Annotated in this window: 19 protein-coding genes and 1 tRNA gene; 7 read left to right on the top strand and 13 right to left on the bottom strand. The window is 37.3% G+C overall.

Translation table 11 applies throughout. From position 1 onward, the window contains the following. Positions 1–21: 21 nt before the first annotated feature. The 8 genes from ychF to EGT34_RS19745 all read right to left on the bottom strand — a co-directional run bounded on the left by ychF (position 22) and on the right by EGT34_RS19745 (position 8,504). Complete coding sequence (gene ychF, locus EGT34_RS19710; protein ID WP_000506572.1) at positions 22–1,113, bottom strand: redox-regulated ATPase YchF; 1,092 nt, start codon at positions 1,111–1,113, stop codon at positions 22–24. A gap of 93 nt (positions 1,114–1,206) precedes the next feature. Beyond that, complete coding sequence (locus EGT34_RS19715; RefSeq protein ID WP_001153960.1) at positions 1,207–1,866, bottom strand: methionine ABC transporter permease; 660 nt, start codon at positions 1,864–1,866, stop codon at positions 1,207–1,209. Then, positions 1,847–2,923, bottom strand: a complete 1,077-nt coding sequence (locus EGT34_RS19720; protein ID WP_086241966.1) for a methionine ABC transporter ATP-binding protein — start codon at positions 2,921–2,923, stop codon at positions 1,847–1,849. The genes EGT34_RS19715 and EGT34_RS19720 overlap by 20 nt, the downstream gene beginning before the upstream one ends. A gap of 5 nt (positions 2,924–2,928) precedes the next feature. Further along, positions 2,929–3,762, bottom strand: a complete 834-nt coding sequence (locus tag EGT34_RS19725; protein ID WP_000155161.1) for a MetQ/NlpA family ABC transporter substrate-binding protein — start codon at positions 3,760–3,762, stop codon at positions 2,929–2,931. Between the two features lie 13 nt (positions 3,763–3,775). After that, positions 3,776–4,606 (bottom strand): MetQ/NlpA family ABC transporter substrate-binding protein, encoded by an 831-nt coding sequence (locus EGT34_RS19730; RefSeq protein ID WP_000079417.1) that lies wholly within the window; start codon positions 4,604–4,606, stop codon positions 3,776–3,778. A gap of 14 nt (positions 4,607–4,620) precedes the next feature. After that, a complete protein-coding gene (locus tag EGT34_RS19735; RefSeq protein ID WP_000753085.1) occupies positions 4,621–6,033 on the bottom strand; it encodes an LLM class flavin-dependent oxidoreductase in 1,413 nt (470 codons plus the stop codon). Beyond that, positions 6,033–7,256, bottom strand: a complete 1,224-nt coding sequence (locus tag EGT34_RS19740) for an SfnB family sulfur acquisition oxidoreductase (protein WP_000205187.1) — start codon at positions 7,254–7,256, stop codon at positions 6,033–6,035. Before EGT34_RS19740 ends, EGT34_RS19735 begins: the two co-directional genes overlap by 1 nt. A 12-nt stretch (positions 7,257–7,268) precedes the next feature. After that, positions 7,269–8,504, bottom strand: a complete 1,236-nt coding sequence (locus tag EGT34_RS19745) for an SfnB family sulfur acquisition oxidoreductase (RefSeq protein ID WP_086241967.1) — start codon at positions 8,502–8,504, stop codon at positions 7,269–7,271. 345 nt (positions 8,505–8,849) lie between these two features. Here EGT34_RS19745 and EGT34_RS19750 point away from each other — a divergent pair, with 345 nt between their 5' ends. The 5 genes from EGT34_RS19750 (at position 8,850) to EGT34_RS19770 (ending at position 13,418) form a co-directional block, all read left to right on the top strand. Next, positions 8,850–9,614 (top strand): glutathione S-transferase family protein, encoded by a 765-nt coding sequence (locus EGT34_RS19750; protein WP_001265503.1) that lies wholly within the window; start codon positions 8,850–8,852, stop codon positions 9,612–9,614. Between the two features lie 536 nt (positions 9,615–10,150). Next, positions 10,151–11,044 carry an amino acid ABC transporter substrate-binding protein gene (locus EGT34_RS19755; protein WP_000830363.1) on the top strand — a complete coding sequence of 298 codons (894 nt, stop codon included), beginning with the start codon at positions 10,151–10,153 and terminating at the stop codon, positions 11,042–11,044. Between the two features lie 94 nt (positions 11,045–11,138). Beyond that, the gene (locus EGT34_RS19760) at positions 11,139–11,981 is read left to right on the top strand and encodes an amino acid ABC transporter permease (protein WP_000110649.1); all 843 of its coding nucleotides are present in this window, start codon (positions 11,139–11,141) and stop codon (positions 11,979–11,981) included. 2 nt (positions 11,982–11,983) lie between these two features. Further along, positions 11,984–12,661: an amino acid ABC transporter permease gene (locus EGT34_RS19765; RefSeq protein WP_000347804.1), complete on the top strand. Its 678-nt coding sequence runs from the start codon at positions 11,984–11,986 to the stop codon at positions 12,659–12,661. Between the two features lie 13 nt (positions 12,662–12,674). Further along, on the top strand, positions 12,675–13,418 hold the full coding sequence (locus EGT34_RS19770) for an amino acid ABC transporter ATP-binding protein (protein WP_001132006.1): 744 nt from the start codon (positions 12,675–12,677) through the stop codon (positions 13,416–13,418). Between the two features lie 50 nt (positions 13,419–13,468). Here EGT34_RS19770 and EGT34_RS19775 read toward each other — a convergent pair whose 3' ends face one another. Beyond that, positions 13,469–14,785, bottom strand: a complete 1,317-nt coding sequence (locus EGT34_RS19775) for a DcaP family trimeric outer membrane transporter (RefSeq protein WP_192899024.1) — start codon at positions 14,783–14,785, stop codon at positions 13,469–13,471. A gap of 345 nt (positions 14,786–15,130) precedes the next feature. Here EGT34_RS19775 and EGT34_RS19780 point away from each other — a divergent pair, with 345 nt between their 5' ends. Further along, a complete protein-coding gene (locus EGT34_RS19780; RefSeq protein WP_000418050.1) occupies positions 15,131–15,601 on the top strand; it encodes an Lrp/AsnC family transcriptional regulator in 471 nt (156 codons plus the stop codon). A gap of 31 nt (positions 15,602–15,632) precedes the next feature. Here the strand turns inward: EGT34_RS19780 and EGT34_RS19785 are convergent, their stop codons facing one another. The 3 genes from EGT34_RS19785 to EGT34_RS19795 all read right to left on the bottom strand — a co-directional run bounded on the left by EGT34_RS19785 (position 15,633) and on the right by EGT34_RS19795 (position 17,836). Further along, positions 15,633–16,382 (bottom strand): YebC/PmpR family DNA-binding transcriptional regulator, encoded by a 750-nt coding sequence (locus EGT34_RS19785; RefSeq protein ID WP_000907230.1) that lies wholly within the window; start codon positions 16,380–16,382, stop codon positions 15,633–15,635. 162 nt (positions 16,383–16,544) lie between these two features. Continuing rightward, positions 16,545–17,090 carry a 1-acyl-sn-glycerol-3-phosphate acyltransferase gene (locus EGT34_RS19790; RefSeq protein WP_000713973.1) on the bottom strand — a complete coding sequence of 182 codons (546 nt, stop codon included), beginning with the start codon at positions 17,088–17,090 and terminating at the stop codon, positions 16,545–16,547. Positions 17,091–17,275: 185 nt separating this feature from the next. Further along, positions 17,276–17,836, bottom strand: a complete 561-nt coding sequence (locus tag EGT34_RS19795; RefSeq protein ID WP_002047279.1) for a TetR/AcrR family transcriptional regulator — start codon at positions 17,834–17,836, stop codon at positions 17,276–17,278. Between the two features lie 274 nt (positions 17,837–18,110). Here EGT34_RS19795 and EGT34_RS19800 point away from each other — a divergent pair, with 274 nt between their 5' ends. After that, positions 18,111–18,974, top strand: a complete 864-nt coding sequence (locus tag EGT34_RS19800) for a hypothetical protein (RefSeq protein WP_001124719.1) — start codon at positions 18,111–18,113, stop codon at positions 18,972–18,974. 197 nt (positions 18,975–19,171) lie between these two features. On the opposite strand, the gene EGT34_RS19805 is transcribed toward EGT34_RS19800, so the two are convergent. Next, a tRNA-Ile gene (locus EGT34_RS19805) sits at positions 19,172–19,248 on the bottom strand. Positions 19,249–19,348 lie beyond the last annotated feature (100 nt).

Here is a 19,348-nt window from a genome sequence, read left to right on the forward strand (position 1 = left end):
GGGGCTTTTTTAAGCTTTAACTTAAACGTTAAAACGGAAGTGCATTACATCGCCGTCTTGAACAACGTAAGTTTTACCTTCTAAACGCCATTTACCTGCTTCTTTAGCGCCGTTTTCACCGTTGTATTGTACGAAGTCATCATATGCAACAACTTCAGCACGGATAAAGCCTTTTTCGAAATCAGTATGGATAACACCAGCTGCTTGAGGAGCCGTTGCACCAACTTTTACTGTCCATGCACGAACTTCTTGTACACCAGCAGTGAAATAAGTTTGTAAGCCTAAAAGTTTATAGCCTGCACGAATAACTACGTTTAAGCCCGGTTCTTCCATGCCCATTGCTTCTAGGAATTCAGCACGATCTTCATCTTCTAATAATGAAATTTCAGCTTCGATTTGGTTGCAAAGCGGCACAACAATTGCATTTTCTTCGGCAGCAAGTTTTTTAACAGCTTCTAAATGTGGGTTGTTTTCAAAACCATCTTCTGCAACGTTTGCAATGTACATGGTTGGTTTCAAAGTCATTAAACCAAAACCACGAATTAATTTGCGTTCGTCATCAGACAAATCAGCCGCGCGAGCTGGTTTACCTTCGTCAAGTAACGGTTGGATTTTCTCTAAAACTGCTTTAGTTGCTACAGCTTCTTTGTCACCGCCTTTAGCAACTTTAGTTAAACGTAAAATTGCTTTAGCAACAGTCTCAAGGTCTGCAAGTGCAAGTTCAGTATTGATAGTTGCAATGTCATCTAATGGATCAATTTTACCATTTACGTGGATGACGTTTTCGTCTTCGAAACAACGTACCACATGAGCAATTGCATCAGTTTCACGAATATTAGCAAGGAACTGGTTACCCAAACCTTCGCCTTTTGATGCACCAGCAACAAGACCTGCAATGTCCACAAATTCCATAGTGGTCGGCAAAACACGCTGAGGGTTAACAATTGCAGCAAGTTTATCTAAACGTGGATCTGGAACAGGAACAATACCTGTGTTTGGCTCAATGGTACAGAACGGGAAGTTTTCCGCTGCAATCGCTGCTTTAGTTAATGCATTGAAAAGGGTAGATTTCCCTACATTTGGCAGACCAACAATACCGCAATTAAAACCCATGAAAACCACTCACAAATGTGTAAATTAAAAATTGTGGCTGATTTTACATGAAAGCCATGACAAAGTCATGGCTAGAGCAGGGTTCTGTTGTGTTTAAACTTTACGTTTATCGAGTTGCTGGGCTAATGCATCACCAGTCGCTTGTACTAACATGACTAAAACAATCAATACTAAAATAACAGCCAACATAATTTGCATATCAAAACGTTGATAACCATATCGATAAGCAATGTCTCCTAAGCCACCTGCACCAATAGCACCAGCAATCGCAGATGAGTTAATCATTGTCACAATAGTCACTGTAAAGCCTGCCACAATACCCGGCAAAGCTTCTGGTAAAAGTACATGCCAGATAATTTGTTTACGGTTACAACCCATGGCTTGTGCAGCTTCAATTAAGCCTTGATCGACTTCACGTAAGCTAACTTCTGCAATACGAGCAAAGAAGGGAATTGCCGCAATCGTCAATGGAACAACGGCTGCCCAAACGCCATAACTTGTACCTACAATCCAGCGAGTAAGCGGAATAAGTGCAACCATTAAAATAAGAAAGGGCACAGAACGAGTAATGTTGATGACCCAACCTAAAGCCTGATTAATTTTTTGTGACGGATGAATGCCATGCTCAGAAGTACTCACTAAAATAACAGCGATAGGTAAGCCAATTAAAAAGGCAATGAATGCAGATGCGCCTACCATGAGCAAGGTATCTACAGTTCCAGTAATTAATAAATCAATGAGCTGGTCTTGCATAGCCAAGTACCTCAAATTGTGCAATTGCTGTTAATGCATCTTGTTGTATAGATGAAAGATCAATTTCTACGTTAGGAATACCAACTAAAAGTGAACCAATAATGTGCCCTTGAATGATATCGACCTGACTTTGATATAAATTGACTGGTGCTTTGAATCTGGCAAGTAGTTCTTGGATATCTGGAACCTGATGTGCTTCAGCCTCATATTTCAGTTTTACAATAATATGAGTCGAATCTTCATCGGGTAGAGGGTTGATTTTAAAAGGCAGAGTGATCTGCTCAAGGTTTAATAGTTCTTGAGTAATTTGTTGCTCTGGTCGTGAAAATACCGACCAAACTTGCCCAGCCTCTACAATCTCACCTTGGTCAATCACCACGACTTGATCACAAATTTCTCGAATCACTTGCATTTCATGAGTAATTAATACAATGGTGAGACCCAGCTCCTGATTAATCTTTTTAAGCAAAGCCAAAATAGTGGCAGTACTTTCAGGATCAAGTGCCGAGGTTGCCTCGTCACACAGTAAAATTTCTGGATGGTGAACAAGTGCGCGTGCAATACCAACACGTTGCTTTTGTCCACCTGAAAGTTGCGATGGGTAGTAGCCAGACTTATCTGCAAGACCTACGAGAGCTAGAACCTCATTTACACGTTGGTCTATATCTGCTTTGTTGTAATTGGAAACTTTTAAAGGCAATGCCACATTTTCCCAAACCGTTTTTGCAGACATTAAATTGAAATGTTGAAAAATCATTCCAATTCGTTGGCGAGTTTGAATGAGTTCAGCATGGCTCAATTCAGCAATGTTTTGTTGATGAATATGAATACTGCCTGTATTCACTTGTTCTAAGCCATTTAACGTGCGGAGTAGGGAAGATTTTCCTGCACCACTTTTACCAATAATGCCTAAAATCTTACCTTGAGGAATATCAAGGTTAATCTCCTTTAAAGCATGCAGGTTTTGACCTTGAGATTGGTAAAACTTATTTAAACCACGAATTTTGATGTGGGGTAGAGAAAAATCAACTTGTGATCCAAAACTCACCATCGTCATTCTCCTTATTTCCAGCCTTGAAACCACATACCTTTACCAAAGTCTTTATCCAGAATATCTTGTGCTTGTTTTGAGTTCTGGAATGCTTTAACAAAGGTTGCAAGTTTTTGGTTTTTGTCTTGGTAATCGCGACGGGTCACAAACAAAATTGCATATTTTTTATCGATTGGATCTAAAAATAATGCGCTATGTGGGTCGGTTACCTTTGCCATTTTTAAGTAGTGGGGGAAGCCGAAAATTAAATCGACATCGTTATAGGCATGTGCTGTCTGTGGGCCTTCAACTTCAACAAAGCTCAGTTGTTTAGGATTAGCTATAATGTCTTGAGTAGTTGAAAGTTCATTATTAATATCTTTAAGCTGAATTAAGCCAGCACGATGCAATAAAATTAAAGCACGGGCTAAATTAACCGGATCATTTGGAATGGCAACACGTGCATTTAAAGGTAAATCTTCAAGTGATTTATATTTTTTTGAATATAAACCCACATGACTTCCTGAACCCACACCAAATGCATGTAAGTCATAACCCGTTTCTTTAACAGCATTACGTAGAAATACGCTTTGCTGGAAAAAGTTTGCATCAATATCACCGTTTTGTACGGCAACATTGGGTGCTCGCCAATCAGAAAATTCAACGAGTTTGACATGAACGCCTTGCTTTTCTACTTCATTGGCAACGCTTTGTAATAGCTCAGCATAAGGCGGGCTAATGCCAATCGTTAAAACATCGTCGGCTTGTTTATTTTTAATATAACGGTAACCGACAAGGCCCAGAACTACGATTAAAATCGTAATTCCGAGTAACCAAGGCTTATGCTGTTTGAACTGAATCGTCATAATCTTTCCGTTATTACTTCCAGCCAGGGAACCAAAGTTTTGGCCCAATTTCAGCATCTAACACAGCTTTAACTTTTGGTGAGTTTTGATAGATCTCAACAAATTTCTTTAATTTGTCGCCCTTATCCTCATAGTCTTCACGCACTACAAACAAAATCGCATAACGTTTATTGGTATTGTCATCCAGTAAAAGCGCACTATTAGGGTCAGCTGTTTTTGCTAAGCGCAAGTAATGTGGATAGCCAAAAGCCAAGTCAACATCATCAATTGCACGAGCAGTCTGTGGTCCTTCAACCTCAATAAATTGCAAATTTTTAGGGTTTGAAACAACATCTTTGAGTGCAGATAAATGATTGTTTGAATCTTTAAGCGTAATTAACTTAGCTTGTTGTAAAAGAAGTAGGGCACGACCTTGGTTCACCGGATCATTTGGAATGACTACACGTGCGTTTTGTGGCAATTCATCAAGGCTTTTATATTTCTTTGAATAAAGTCCCACATGTGATGCTGCACCTACTGCAAATGCTTTTAATTTAAAGCCAGTTTCTTTAATTGCATTATCTAAGAAAGGTTGATGCTGGAAAAAGTTCGCATCAATATCCCCATGATTTAAAGTAATATTTGGGGTATTCCAGTCAGAAAATTCGACCAGTTTTACATTTAAACCTTGTTTCTTTGCTTCATCGGCAGCAGCTTGTAAAGGTTTTGCAAATGGTGGACTAATGCCAATCACAAGTTCATTTGAGCCACTTTGACGATGTTTATTCCATAAGAACAAAGCAACAAAAAGGACTACAACGACTAAGCCTATGCCTAGCCATTTTTTAGAGGCTGTTTGAGCCATGTCTATCTCCAAATTTAAGCGGTTATTTCTTCAATTTTTGTTAAGTTTTTGCTGTTGTTATAGGGACTACATCGGAATGCTTGAACAGGGTGTTGTTCTGGTAATTGATCACCCCGATTAAAAATTTTGTTCCGTAGTGAACCCGTTTTATATGCAGTTTTATAGCGACCACGTTGTTGTAGCTCTGGAATGACCAAGCGTATAAAGTCATGGTGAGACTCAGGTGCAACAGTACGTGTCAAATTAAAGCCATCAATATCAGTTTCATCTAAAAGATGAATTAAGTATTCGGCAACTTCTTCGCCACTACCCACGATAAGGGGATAGCGACCGCCTAAAACATGTTGAGCTTTTAAGTCATTTTTTGTGATTTGCTGTTCTTTAAACTTTTCAGTAATTGAAACAATACTGTTACTTTTTTGGTAAGGAATCGCTTCATCGTCAGCAAACTTACTTAAGTCAATGCCTGTTGAACTCGCATAATGCGCTAAGCCTGCTTCAGGACTTGCATACTGACGATATTCATTAAGTTTTTGTACAGCCAGATCATGTGTTTCGGCCACAACAACAGTTATGCCGACAAACACTTTAATATCATTCGCTGAGCGTCCTTGCTGTTCGGCAAGAGTACGAATCTTTTTCACTTGTTCGCGTATCTTTTCGGGTTTATCCCCCCCAATAAATACACATTCAGCATGACGTGTTGCAAACTGCATACCTTTAGGTGAAGCACCTGCTTGAAATAGGGTTGGAGTGCGTTGCACAGAAGGAGATACCTGAAACACACCTTCACTCTGGTAATACTTTCCATGGTGGTGAATGGTATGCACCTTAGATGGATCTGTAAAAACACGCCGTGCTTTATCTTTTTTAACTGCGTCGTTTTCCCAAGAACCTTCCCAATATTTGTAGCAAAGTTCTAAAAACTCTTCGGCTTGCTCATAGCGGGCATCGTGGTCTTTTAAACCCTTTTGACCAATTAAGCGTTCGGCACTATCTAGATAACCTGTAACAATATTCCAGCCAATACGACCTTGAGTTAAATGGTCAAGACTCGCAAAGCGGCGAGCAAATTGATATGGATGTTCATAGCTTAAGTTCACAGTGACCCCAAAACTTAAGTTTTGAGTGACTGCCGCCATTGCTGAAATGAGTGTAGACGGGTCATGGCTCGGAAGCTGAATGGACTCTTTTAAAGTGAGATCTATACCGTTTTGATAGACGTCATACACACCGGTAATATCAGCTATAAACAAACCATCAAATAAACCATTTTCTAAAGTTTTGGCCTGTTCTGTCCAATAGCTCAGTTCATTAAAGCGGTGTGATTCATCACGTGGATGTGTCCATAAGCCATGATTGATATGCCCAACACAGTTCATGTCAAAGGCGTTTAATAAAATCTCTTTTGCTTTGAAATCTGCCATTACAATGTCCCCCGACGAGGTGGAAGCACACCGTTAAGAACGTAGTTCCCAATAAAGTAATATTTCCATCGTGCGGCATCATGTAAGGTATGTACACGGGCATTACGCCAGAAACGGTCTAGGCCATCTTGAGACTGACTACCACGGCTACCAGCAAGTTCAATCAGCTTAGACGATGCTTTGAGTGCGATATCGGTACTATGAGCACGTACTTTGGCAACATCGATGGATGCTTTAGCAATACTTTCAGGTGTAGTTTCAATTTTTGCGGCATCAATTGATTGAGCAGCTTGTTTTAATAAAACTTCACTAGCTCGTACATCTACCGCAATGCGTCCTAGTTCATAAATCGTTAAAGGATCTTGGTTTGCAGTTTCTACATTTGAATCAATCCAGGGGCGAGCTTGATGCACTCTTTGCAAGCTTTCTTCAAAGGCTGCACGTGCAATGCCTACCTCAATCGATGCATGCATGATTTGGGCAAAAGGTCCGACTAAGGTTGGTTGTAAAAATGCAGTATCAAAAGGAATAACATCATCTGCATCGACAAAAACTTGATCAAATTTAACTGTACCGCTGCCTGTGGTTTTTTGCCCAAAACCAGACCAGTCATCTACAAGTTTTAATCCTTGTGAACCACTTTTTACAAATGCCAGATACTCACGTCCTGCATCGTCTAAAACTAAGGTAGGAATACGGTGAGCAAATAGACTTCCTGTGCAGTAAAACTTTTCACCCTGAATAAGATAGCCATTTTCATGTGGACGAATGTTAGTTTGTTTATGGGTTGAAGTTTTAGTTTTAAACTCAGCCAGAGCATTACCAAAGCGAGTACCATTTAACACTTCGCCGTATAAGCGTTTTTTCTGAGTTTCTGTACCTGTATTGCGTAACACTTCTAATGCATAGAAGTGGTTTTGTGGAATTTGTCCGATTGAACCGTCTGCACCACTTAAAAGTGCAATTACTTGAGCAACGGTATGACTTGAAACTTCGGCACCGCCATATTGCTTTGGCACTGTAATTGCCCAAAGCCCAGACTGGCTTAATGCATCAATTTCGGTATACGGTAAAATTCGCTTAGCGTCTCGCTCAACTGCGTTTTTTTTAAATTGTTCGGCAAATTGTTCGGCAATTTCTAATGCTTCTGCATCATTTTGAATAATATGTGCTTGGCCTGATGCCGATGTTTGTTTGGTTTGAACCGATTGATATGAAGTCATGACAATTGCTCCTTAAATCCAGGCATGGCGGGCAGGGAAATGACCATTAAGGTAATAATTGCCAATGGCATGTAATTTCCAGCGAACAGGGTCGTGTAAGGTATGTACACGGGCATTTCGCCAATGTTGATCTAAATTATGTTGGCTTAAGCTTGAGCGGCTACCGCCTAGCTCTAGTAGTTTTTCAGAGATTTGTAGGGCAGCATCATTGGCATAGACTTTTGCTTCTGCGACCAAAATTGAAGCTTTTGCTACTTGTTCGTCAGTCACCGTTTGAAGTTGATCAAGTTCATCTAAATATCCAGCAGCTTCATCAAGCAGTAAAATTGCTGCGTCGAGTAAAATATTTAACTTACCCACCTCTTGTAGGGTGTAATGTTCAAAGCTGGCTTTTTCAACATTTGCATCAATAATTGGGCGCGCTTTGTGTATGGTCGATAAAGTATCTTCAAAAGCAGCTTCCGCAATACCCACATCAATTGCCACTTGTAATAACTGCGAATACGCACCGCGATAGGTTGGAACTTGTGTTAATAATCGCTCATCAAAAATAAGTTCAGGATTAATTTCAACTTGATTTAATTTAACCGTACCACTGGCTGTAGTACGCTGACCAAACCCATTCCAGTCATTAATAATTTCAATGCCTTGAGCATCTCGATTCACAATGACTAAAACCACATGACCTTCAGGATGAATCGCTTTAATTGCGAGCCAATGCGCAAAACTTGTTCCCGTCGAATAAAACTTTTCGCCGTTTAAAAAATATTTGCCGTTTTCAATAGTAAGCGTGGTTTTTAAGGTTTTTGAGTCATGGGTATTTCGTTCGGGACCGCCGTTGGCAAGACGTTTACCGGCTAATATTTCTGAAAAGATAAATTGTTTTTGTTGTTCTGTACCCATGATTTCAATCAGGTTTAACAGACTAATCTGATTTTGTGGAATCTGACCAACATTTGCATCACCTTTACTTAAAATACGGAAAACTTGTGCCAGTGTTTTATTGGAAACAAAAGCACCGCCGTATTTTTTTGCAATACGAATTCCGCCTAAGCCTTTTTGGCTAAAGCTTTCGATTTGCTCATGCGGTAATAAGCGTTGTTGATCACGTGTATTACGACCCTCTAAAGCAAAATCAGCCACTTGATAAGCAGCATTAATCGCTTGTTGATCATTTTGAATGACTTGGACGTATGCCGTCGTTTTAGATAGAGAATTAGACATAATGACACCTTGTATTACTGTCATTACCTTACAAAAGAAATATTTTTCCACTAAACGAGGACTTATGCTCAGCTTATGAATAAAAATGCAAAGCACTTTTTTTGATTTTTAATATATAAATAGAGATATAGAAATATATTAAAAATCAATAAATTATAATTTTTATTTGTAAAATGAATAACTAAAAGGACTTTAATATGAAAAACAGCTATAAGTACGGTAAAAAAAGATATAAAAAATATAGACCTAACTGTCAGTGAAAAATGAGCACAATATCCATTGTTTTCATTAAAAATAGCTTCTAAAGTATCTACTTACCGAAGACGATTTTTGTACGAATAGTCAAATAAAAATAAACGTGGAGATTTTATGCGGGTTTTGTATCAGTTTCCTTTGTCTCATTATTGTGAAAAAGCTCGCTGGTTGTTAGACCATAAAGAACTTGATTACGTTGCACATAATTTGATTCCTGGATTTCACCGTGCTTTTGCACAACTTAAAACAGGTCAAAATTTGTTGCCGATTTTAAAAGATGACCATCGCTGGATTGCTGAGTCGACTAAAATTGCGCTTTATCTGGATGATACTTATCCGGAACATGCACTTTTACGCCGTGATGAACAACTTAGACAGCAAACTCTTAAAATTGATAGTTTGGCAGATGAACTTGGGGTGCATGTACGTCGTTGGGCACTTGCTCATACTTTAGCTCAAGGTGATCATGCTCTAGAGATTATGATGGGCGAACAAGGCTACTTACGACAGTTTGAGAAAATATCAAAACCGTTTCTCAAGACTCTAGTCAAGAAGAACTATAAGCTTGAAGAAGAGCTCGTAAGTCAGTCAAAAGGACGCATGGATGAACTTATTAATGAGTTAAACCACTATTTAATTGAAAACCAAGCACGTTATATGGTTGGTGACCGCTTAAGCCTCGCTGATATTTCAGTATGTTCTATGCTTGCACCTTTATTAGAAATAAAAGGTACACCATGGGAAAGGGAAGAAGATGGGGAAGTATCGCCCGATTGGAGTAATTATCAGAAATATTTACTTGATTTGCCGCTTGGACAGTACGTTTTAAGAATATATCAAACTGAACGTAATGCACGCGTTGATTGGCGAGGAATTTAAATTTTAGTTTTTAAAAAGCTCCGATAAAATCGGGGCTTTTTTATTTTTTAACTTTAAAGATACTTAAAAAATATTACTATCAATTTTATAAATGATTTTTAATAAAACATTTATGTATATTATTTTGATGCTTAATTTAATATTTATTACTGTTTATTCAACTTAAGTATAAGCTACTAATAAATTTGATCTTTTATTTTTGGGATAAAAGTTACTTTTGCTAAAAACAGTTTTTAGAAAAATTTAAGCCACTTTATTGTGCATGTGTTTACATTGTAATCAATAATTGCCACATTTAAGTGTAAATAGATGAGCTTAATAATAGACAGAAGATTAAAACATAGATTAAAGTAGAAACATGTGAGCAGTTTTAAAGGTATTAATTCTGCGAAACAGATAAATAATAAGTGAAGCAAATGGACGTGTCCTACTTGGAAAAGTTGGCTCGATAATTGCAATTTAATAATAAATCACTCTATTTCTCTATATGAATGATTCTGTAGACAAATAGAGGGAATGATCATCAAGGAGTTCTTATGAAACGTTCTGCAACCTCTCTCATTGTTTCAACAGTTATGCTTTGTACGGTTGGTGCTACTTCTCAAATTCAGGCAGCAGATACATTAGCTAAAATTAAAAGTACTGGGAAAATCGTTATTGGCCATCGAGAATCGTCTGACCCGATTTCATATGTTGTTGCAGGTAAACCAGTAGGTTATGCAGTCGACATTTGTAACCAGTTTGCAAATGATATTAAAAAAGAATTGAAAATGCCTGGTTTAAAAGTTGAATACAAGGCAGTAACTTCATCAACACGTATTCCTGAGCTTTTAGCGGGCAATATTGATATGGAATGTGGTACCACCACAAACTCTAAACAGCGTCAGCAACAAGTGGGTTTCTCAACTAACTACTATGCAACAGAAGTACGCATGGCTGTTAAAGCAAACTCTGGTATTAAAAGTTTGGCAGACTTAAATGGTAAAGCAGTTGTTACGACTCAAGGTACTACATCTGACAAGTACATTAAGATGAATGAAAAAGGCCAAGCAATTAATGTACAAAATATTTATGGTAAAGACCATGCTGACTCTTTTGCCATGATGGCATCTGGACGCGCTGCTGCATTTGTAATGGATGATAATATTTTAGCAGGCTTAATTGCTAAGTCTTCTACACCTAAAGCATTTGCAATTGTTGGTCCAGTACTTTCATCAGAACCTTATGGCATTATGATTGCAAAAGATGATCCAAAATTTAAAGCAATTGCTGACCGTACTGTAAATAACTTATGGAAAACTGGTCAAATGGATGCTTTATATAAAAAATGGTTCTTATCGCCAATTCCACCGAAAAATACTAATTTGAACATGCAACAAAGTTCATCTTATAAAAAACTCAAAGCTCACCCAACAGATGCAGGAATCTAACTGGATCTTTTTGTCCTAAATTTACTTGTGCAGGTGTAAAAATTCATTTGCACAAGTGGTCTATTTTCTAAAGATATTAATTTAAGGGGCAAACATGTCAGTCGGCTCACTAAACTGGACTATATTCTGTGCGGAGTCTAATGAATATGGTGTCGATAAAGCCGCATGGGCAGAATCAGTTTGTAAGGTTATTGGTAGTTCTAGCTACAATGCCTATGCTGAGGCGCCCACATGGTTACAAATGTTAGGTTCTGGTGTCTTTACTATGGTTTGGACTGCCATTGTAGCCTTTCTTATCGCATTTTTATTAGGTTCTCTCCTTGGGGTAATTCGTACTTTACCCAATAAACCACTTGCTTTTATCGGCAACTGCTATGTCGAAATATTCCGTAATATTCCATTAATTGTACAGTTATTCTTCTGGGCTTTTGTTTTTCCGGAGTTCTTACCGGACAGTTTAAGTGCAGGAAGTGGAGATGTTGTAGCAGGGGGATGGTGGAAAAACATTTTAAATCAACAACCCGCTGTTATCGGTGTTTTTGCTTTAGGCCTTTATACTGCGGCGCGTGTTTCGGAGCATGTTAGAGCAGGAATTAACACGGTTTCTCGTGGTCAAAAGTTCGCGGCATCGGCTATGGGATTTACCACCGCTCAAAGTTATCGTTATGTGATTTTGCCAGTTGCGTACCGTACGGTATGGCCAACGATTACGTCAGAAGCAATGAACGTCTTTAAAAACTCGGCAGTTTTATATGCCTTAAGTGTTTTAAATTTCTTTGCTTATACCAAAACCATGCGTGAAGAGACTTCACAGGACATTATCATTCTTATTCTGTCTACACCTGTCTATTTAATCATTACATACACCATTAAATTTATAATGGCATGGATTGAAAAACGCATGGCTGTACCAGGTTTAGGCTCGGGAGGAAAATAATTATGGATTTTTCTCTATTGCATAATCCTGATGTTATTGCGGCATTAAAAGAAGGATTTATTTTTACACTTACCGTAACCGTGCTTGCAATGATGGGGGGCATCCTCATTGGAACTCCTTTGGCAATGATGCGTTTATCCAACAACGCCCTTGCAAGTAACTTTGCCAAGTTCTATGTAGATTTATTCCGTGGTATCCCATTAATTCAGGTTATTTTTATTTTTTATTTCTTGTTGCCAAAGATATTTGAGTTTCAATCAGATACGTATTGGGGGCCATTATTTTCCAGCGTTGTGACTTTTGCCATTTTTGAAGCTGCGTTTTTCTCGGAAATTGTACGTTCGGGTATTCAGTCTATTTCAAAAGGGCAAGTCAATGCAGGCTACGCTTTAGGTTTTACCTATGGACAATCCATGCGTTATGTGGTGTTACCGCAGGCCTTTCGCAATATGCTTCCGGTATTACTTACTCAAACCATCATTTTATTTCAGGATGTGTCATTAGTTTATGTCATTAGTGCACCAGACTTCTTAGGTCGTGCAGATACTTTGGCTAATACCTATGGTCCTGAAACGAAAGCAACATTCTATTTAATCGTCGCTGTGGTGTATTTCTGTAGCTCGTTTGTGCTATCGCAATTAGTCAAACGTTTGCAGAAAAAAATTGCCATCATTCGCTAATTGGAGATTTTAAATGCCAATGATAGACATCCAACATATCTCTAAATGGTATGGTGATTTTCAGGTTTTAACAGATTGCACGACGAGTATTGAAAAAGGTGATGTCGTTGTTGTTTGTGGGCCATCCGGTTCAGGCAAATCAACGCTCATCAAAACTGTAAATGCTTTAGAGCCGTTTCAGCAAGGTGACATTATTGTTGATGGGGTTTCATTAAAAGATCCGAAAACTGATCTTGCAAAGTTCCGTTCTCGGGTAGGAATGGTGTTCCAGCATTTTGAACTTTTTCCTCACATGACTGTTTTGGAAAATTTAACCATTGCCCAAGTAAAAGTTTTAAAACGTTCAGTTGCAGAAGCGCGTGAAAAAGGTCTTAAATATTTAGAACGTGTAGGTCTGCTTGCCCATAAGGATAAATTTCCAGGGCAACTTTCTGGTGGTCAGCAACAGCGTGTTGCTATTGCCCGTGGCTTATCAATGGACCCAATCTGTATGTTGTTTGATGAACCTACTTCGGCACTCGACCCTGAAATGGTAGGTGAGGTTCTTGAAGTGATGGTGCAACTTGCTCATGAAGGTATGACTATGATGTGTGTAACACATGAAATGGGCTTTGCAAAACGCGTATCTAACCGTTTAATTTTTATGGATGAAGGTAAAATTCTTGAAGATTGCCCAACCCATGAATTCTTTGATAATTTAGAAGCACGTCATGAGCGCGCTAAAATTTTCTTGGAAAAAATTCAGGCAATGCACTAATTGTGACAATAAAAAAGAGCCATGAGTGGCTCTTTTTTTACATCTAAATTTTAGAAATTATATTTTGCTAATAAATTTATGCGTGAGTAATCACCTTTATCACCTGCAAAAGTTTCACGCTGGCCGTAAGTATATTCTGCACCTAAATCAATATTTTTAACCGGATTCCAGATTAAGTTGACCAAAGCGTTATAAATTTCTTTGTTATAGCTAGTATTGGTTAAATTGTTATTTGCATAGACGTTATCATCTTTATATTGAATACCGCCTATTGCGAAAGTAGAGCGGAAAATAGGGCTCCATTTCCGTTGGTAGCCGATCACCGCACTATCGAATTCACCTAAGTTGATATCTTGAGTAGTCGTATCGTATGCATACGCAGAGTTGCTATAAGATAAATAGCGGCCATCACCTTTAACATGATAATAGTTGGCAACGACACTATCCTGAGGCTTGATATCGTACTTGCCACCGATGCCTACACCCCAGCCAAATTTTTCTTCAGATGAACTATCTTTAGGCGCTACTCGATTTTCATGGGCAAGACCATGTAACTGTAATAGACCTTTATTATCGGCTGTTTTGAAGTCGTAGCGTGTAGTTAAAGCAGGGAAACGGCTCCCTCCAGCAGCATTACTCACTTTTTCAACATCACCACCTTCTAAGGCAACTAATATTTTTTGTTGAGCATTAATTGGTTGAGTATAGCGAACCTGTACAGTACGTGTGGTTCCTGTACCTACTGCACCGGTAAAGTCTAGTGTTTCCGGAGAAGTATCTGTATTGACGAAAGGTGAAGTGGTTTGACCAGCTAACCATTTGCCTAAAGACATATAGGCATGGCGTACACGGAAAGTTCCACTGCCATTATCGCCATTGCCTCCCATAAAATCGGCTTCAATTTTGCCTGTTAAATCGCCGTATTGTGTAGGTCGAGTAAGATCTAACCCAATGCGTGTAGTTGCTGCAGATACATTTAAGGAGTCCTGTCTTGGGTCATCTTTATTCAAAGGATAGTTAGCACCATTTGAAATGCTGCCATTTGTCCCCTTAAAGTCATAGGTTGCATCTACACGGACATTCCCATAAAGCTTGACTTGCGTTTGGCCATCAGGCATTTGCATCCAACCCGGTTTGCTCTGAGGAACGGGTGAGCTTGCTGCAATTGTAGTTGGCGGCACTGTTGGAGTATTTACTACAGTTACCGCTTTTTGCTGATTTGATAATTGCTGGACCAGTTGCTTTAACTCACTGACTTCTTTACGTAAAGCATCTACTTCTGCATCAGTAGCAGCATGAGCTGGCATAACTACACTAGTTAAGCTAATAGTGCTTATTGCAAGAATTAATGGTTTGATATTTTTCACAGGCATTCCCCACATTGGATATAAAAGATTTCCAATATGTGCATAACAAAAAGAGTGCCAACTTTTTAAAATTATTTAAACTCATTGATTTTAATTAAGAAATTATAAAATTTTTAAAAATTAAATATGTTTTTATTCATATACTAATTAAATCATTGAAGAGTTATAGGCTATAAGCAATTGAAAATGCGCTATGAACGTTATACTACTGCACAGTTAACAAGCAAAAGTTAAGTTAAGAGGGTGGTAAAGCTTTATTCTCTCTTTTAATGATATTTGATTTCCAAAGTAGGCTTAGCTTTAGGATATACTGTAATTTATAAAGCGTGTTAATTGGAGCAAAGAATGGAGTTAGACCGTTTTGATAAACAAATTCTGGAAATTTTGTCTCATGAAGACCTGAATTTGAATGAGCTTTCAGAACGGATTAATCTTTCAGTTAGTTCTGTTCATCGCCGAATTAAACACTTGATTGAAGCTAATATCATGGGGCAACTCAAAAGAGAAATTAACTTTAGCAAATTGGGTTTTACTTTGCATATTTTGCTACAAGTCTCTTTAAGCAAGCATGATAGTGAGACATTTGATAAATTTCTTTCTGAAATTGAAGCCATTCCTGAAGTAACAAATGCTTTTTTGGTGACTGGTCAAAGCGCCGATTTTATTCTTGAATTAGTTGCACGTAATATGGACGACTACAGCGAAATTTTATTAAGACGGATTGGTAAAATTGATAATGTCGTTGCTCTGCATTCGAGCTTTGTCATTAAAGAATACAATGTATTTAACTGTTATAACTTATTAAATAAAGTATAAAAAAACGCACCAGTTGGTGCGTTTTCTCGTCTTAGGCATCAAGTTGCGCTAAAACTTCATCACTAAACTCAACGTTTGTATAAACGTTTTGTACATCGTCTAAATCTTCAAGCATATCAATGAGTTTCATCACTTGTTTAGCTTGATCAATATCAGTGATTTCTGCTTTAGTAGAAGGGCTCATCACTACTTCAGCATTGTCTGATTTTAAACCAGCAGCTGCAAGAGCATCTTGAACCTCACCAAAAGTCTCTGGAGAAGTGATTACTAAAATTTCATCTTCTGAAACTTCAATATCTTCTGCACCAGCTTCTAAAGCAACGTCCATGATCTTATCTTCTAAAGAAACATCGTCAAAAGTAATCTCACCACGTTTGGTAAATAGGTAAGCAACAGAACCTGCGGTACCTAAGTTACCATTAGTTTTGCTGAAACAATGGCGAACATCTGGAACTGTACGGTTCAGGTTGTCTGTCATTGTTTCAACAAGAACAGCAACACCACCTACACCATAACCTTCGTAGGTTACTTCTTTTAAATCATCATTATCTTCACCACCCACACCACGTTGAATTGCACGGTTAATGGTATCTCGTGTCATGTTGACAGAAAGCGCTTTTTCGACAACAGCACGAAGGCGAGGGTTACTGGCAGGATCTGCACCACCAAGTTTTGCAGCAGTGACAATTTCACGAATATATTTAGTAAAAACTTTACCGCGACTGGCATCTTGTTTCGCTTTACGATGCTTAATATTGGCCCATTTAGAATGACCCGCCATGGAAGTGAACTCCAAAAATTAAAAAATGCAAAAGTGACAGAATATTAGCATAGGCATGGTTTTCTTGAAAACTGTTGCCTTACGTTTTGTTAGCCAATTAAATAAGCTCAGAGAGCCTAAATTTACATAAAAATATAGGCTCAAACTTCATGAGAGAGTTAGCTAGTTAATTTTCACATCAATATCATATTGCGCATAAAGTTCTTTAATCGTTTCAAGATCTTTCTGTAAATCCGTAGGATAAATCTTACCTAAAATACCGCCTTTTTTGGTTCTTGCATTTGCATACATCAGTACAATTGGAACATTTGCTGCCTTAGCAATATGCCAAAAACCAGTACGAATAGGTTTGCGTTCCGATCCATCTTTGGCACGCGTTGCTTCAGGTGCAATTACTAGGTTAAATGTATCGCTACTTTGGAATTTTTCGACCATTTGAGAGACGATATCTTTGCTTGCTTTTCGGTCTACGGGAATGCCACCTAGCTTTTCAAGAATAGGCTTCATTGGACCTTTGAAAAGTTCTTTTTTTATTAGTGTATGAATTTTTAAATCTAATATTTGAAACAAAGCGATTGATAAGATCGCATCAAGGTTAGAAGTATGTTCAAAACCGATAATAACTTGTTTTTTCTCAAGAATTGTAGGATCTGCATCATAGGTCCAACCAACTGCTTTGAAGATAGAATTGCCTAAAAACTTTTTCATAGAGATGTGGGAGACAATAAGGTTGCAGAATTCTAATATGAGTTTGTCTAAAAAGGTAGAAAATTATCTTCCAAACAAATTTTATTTATTTTAATTTAAAAATATTTTTGAATATTATATTCTAATTTTATAATAGAAAAATATATAATTGAATTTTTAAAATATTATTGTATATATTAGAAGTATTAAGGATTTTCAGTTTTAATCAAGTATTCAATATATTGCCATTTCTTAGAGGGATCAATCAGATCTTTATCAATTGTCCCATCAATAATAATACCATCAATAATTGAAATGATGATATGAGTAAGTGGAGTAGGGTCTTTAATATCTAGCTCTACTAATAAACTATTTAATAAATTTATAAGCCAGTTTGTATATTCTTGAAATGGTTCACGAATTGAGGTGTATTGTTTAGACACTTCAATAAAAGCCTTTTTGAATAGGCAACCATTAAAATTCTCACTATTAATCCAGTCAATATACCAATTAAAAATTAGATGTATTTTCTCAATTGGACTCACATCTGGATGTAAGCTTAATTTTTCATAAATTGAATTTTGTATATTAATATTTCGATGATGTAGGCACTCCATGATTAAACTTTCTTTAGAAGGAAAATATTTGTAGAAAGTCATCTTGGCTACATTTGATTCAGCAATAATTTTGTCTACTCCTGTAGCGTTGTAACCAATTTGGTTAAAAAGTTCTAAAGCAGTATTTATAATATCTTCTTTTTTTGACATTACATTTCCATATAATTGAAACTAATTATTACTTGATATAGATTTTAAAATTTTAATCAAATTAATCATAATCAAAAACATAATTTTATTCAAGCGAATATTATAAAAGCTACTCAAGATTATTTTTAAATTTTTTAAATATTCTATTTGATTTAATAGAATTTTAATTCTAATATGAATTTTCAACAAAAGAGTCTTATTTTTAACTTAACTATTTGTTTTAAAAACAGAATACGGAAATTTAAAAAATTAATAAGTTTAATGAGAGTGGATTATGCCTAAAAAATTTGAGGACTTTAATAATCCTAGGAAAAAAGCACTTGCAGGGATGAAACAAAGCATTTCAGCTGAACTTTGGGACAAAAATCTTAATTTTTTAAATCAATTAAGAGCCAAGATCGCGAAACATCCAGTATCTCATCATCCTGCAATAGAAACTTTAAATAACGGTGAAATTAATAAAGAAAACTTAAAGCGTATTCATTTAGAGTATCGCCATGCAATCGTACAAACTTTTACAGATGCTTTATTAATGGCTCAATACCAGACAAAGCAGTTAGAACCTAGGTTGCATGCAGGTGCAAAGATGTTTCCGCGCTGTCTTTTGAGTCTTAACATATTTGATGAGTTTGGGTTTCGGCCTGGGACCGACAAAGACGGTTATTATCAAGGTAACCCAGAATATGCACATTATCCTTTATTTGAAGATGTCCTTGATGATTTTGAAGTAACGGAGGAAGAGCGCCAGAGTTATCAACCAACTGAAATTGCACATCAGGTGAGAGAGTTTCTAGAAAATTCCTATAAAGACTATAAAGCCGTTTCTGCTTTATTAGCTGTAGCTGAAGAAGAAGTTATTTTGTACAGTCCACCTTTACGAAAAGCAACCAGTGCTGTAGGTATAGCGGTCGAGGGTGGTGGCTATTACCATGTGCATGGAGTATCTGAAGATGAAACTGCTGAGGCAGCAGATGACGATCATGAAGAAGATCTATGGTTTATTTTAATGCAAGCTTGTACAGAAGAAGACTACACTTATTTAGAAAACCTATGCCTCGAATACTGTGATTTATGGGAAAAGTTTTGGGATGTTCAAATGGAAAACTCGAAATCAATCTTGAAACAAAATTTAGCTTAAGATCAGGTCAAATAATCAACTCAAACATATATAACAGTCCCAAAGGTTGAAAAAGAAAGCTCAACAATATGGAAATTGGAAAAGACTTTTAACGTTTAATTGAACAATTTTTGAATAATGAAGTGATATTTGGCTATATTTTAAAAATATCTAAAGTTAAAAAACCCCAAAAACTTAAAGTTTTTGGGGTTTGTATTTGGTGGGCCCACACAGACTCGAACTGTGGACCAACGGATTATGAGTCCGCTGCTCTAACCGACTGAGCTATAGGCCCTATAATCAGAAAAGCTTTTAATCTCAAGGCTTTTCAGTGCCTGCAATACTAATCAATTTTTTTATTAAACACAAGTATTTTTCAAAAGTAGCAGCAGTAG

Source organism: Acinetobacter sp. FDAARGOS_558, from assembly GCF_003937785.1.
Lineage (GTDB): Bacteria > Pseudomonadota > Gammaproteobacteria > Pseudomonadales > Moraxellaceae > Acinetobacter > Acinetobacter baumannii.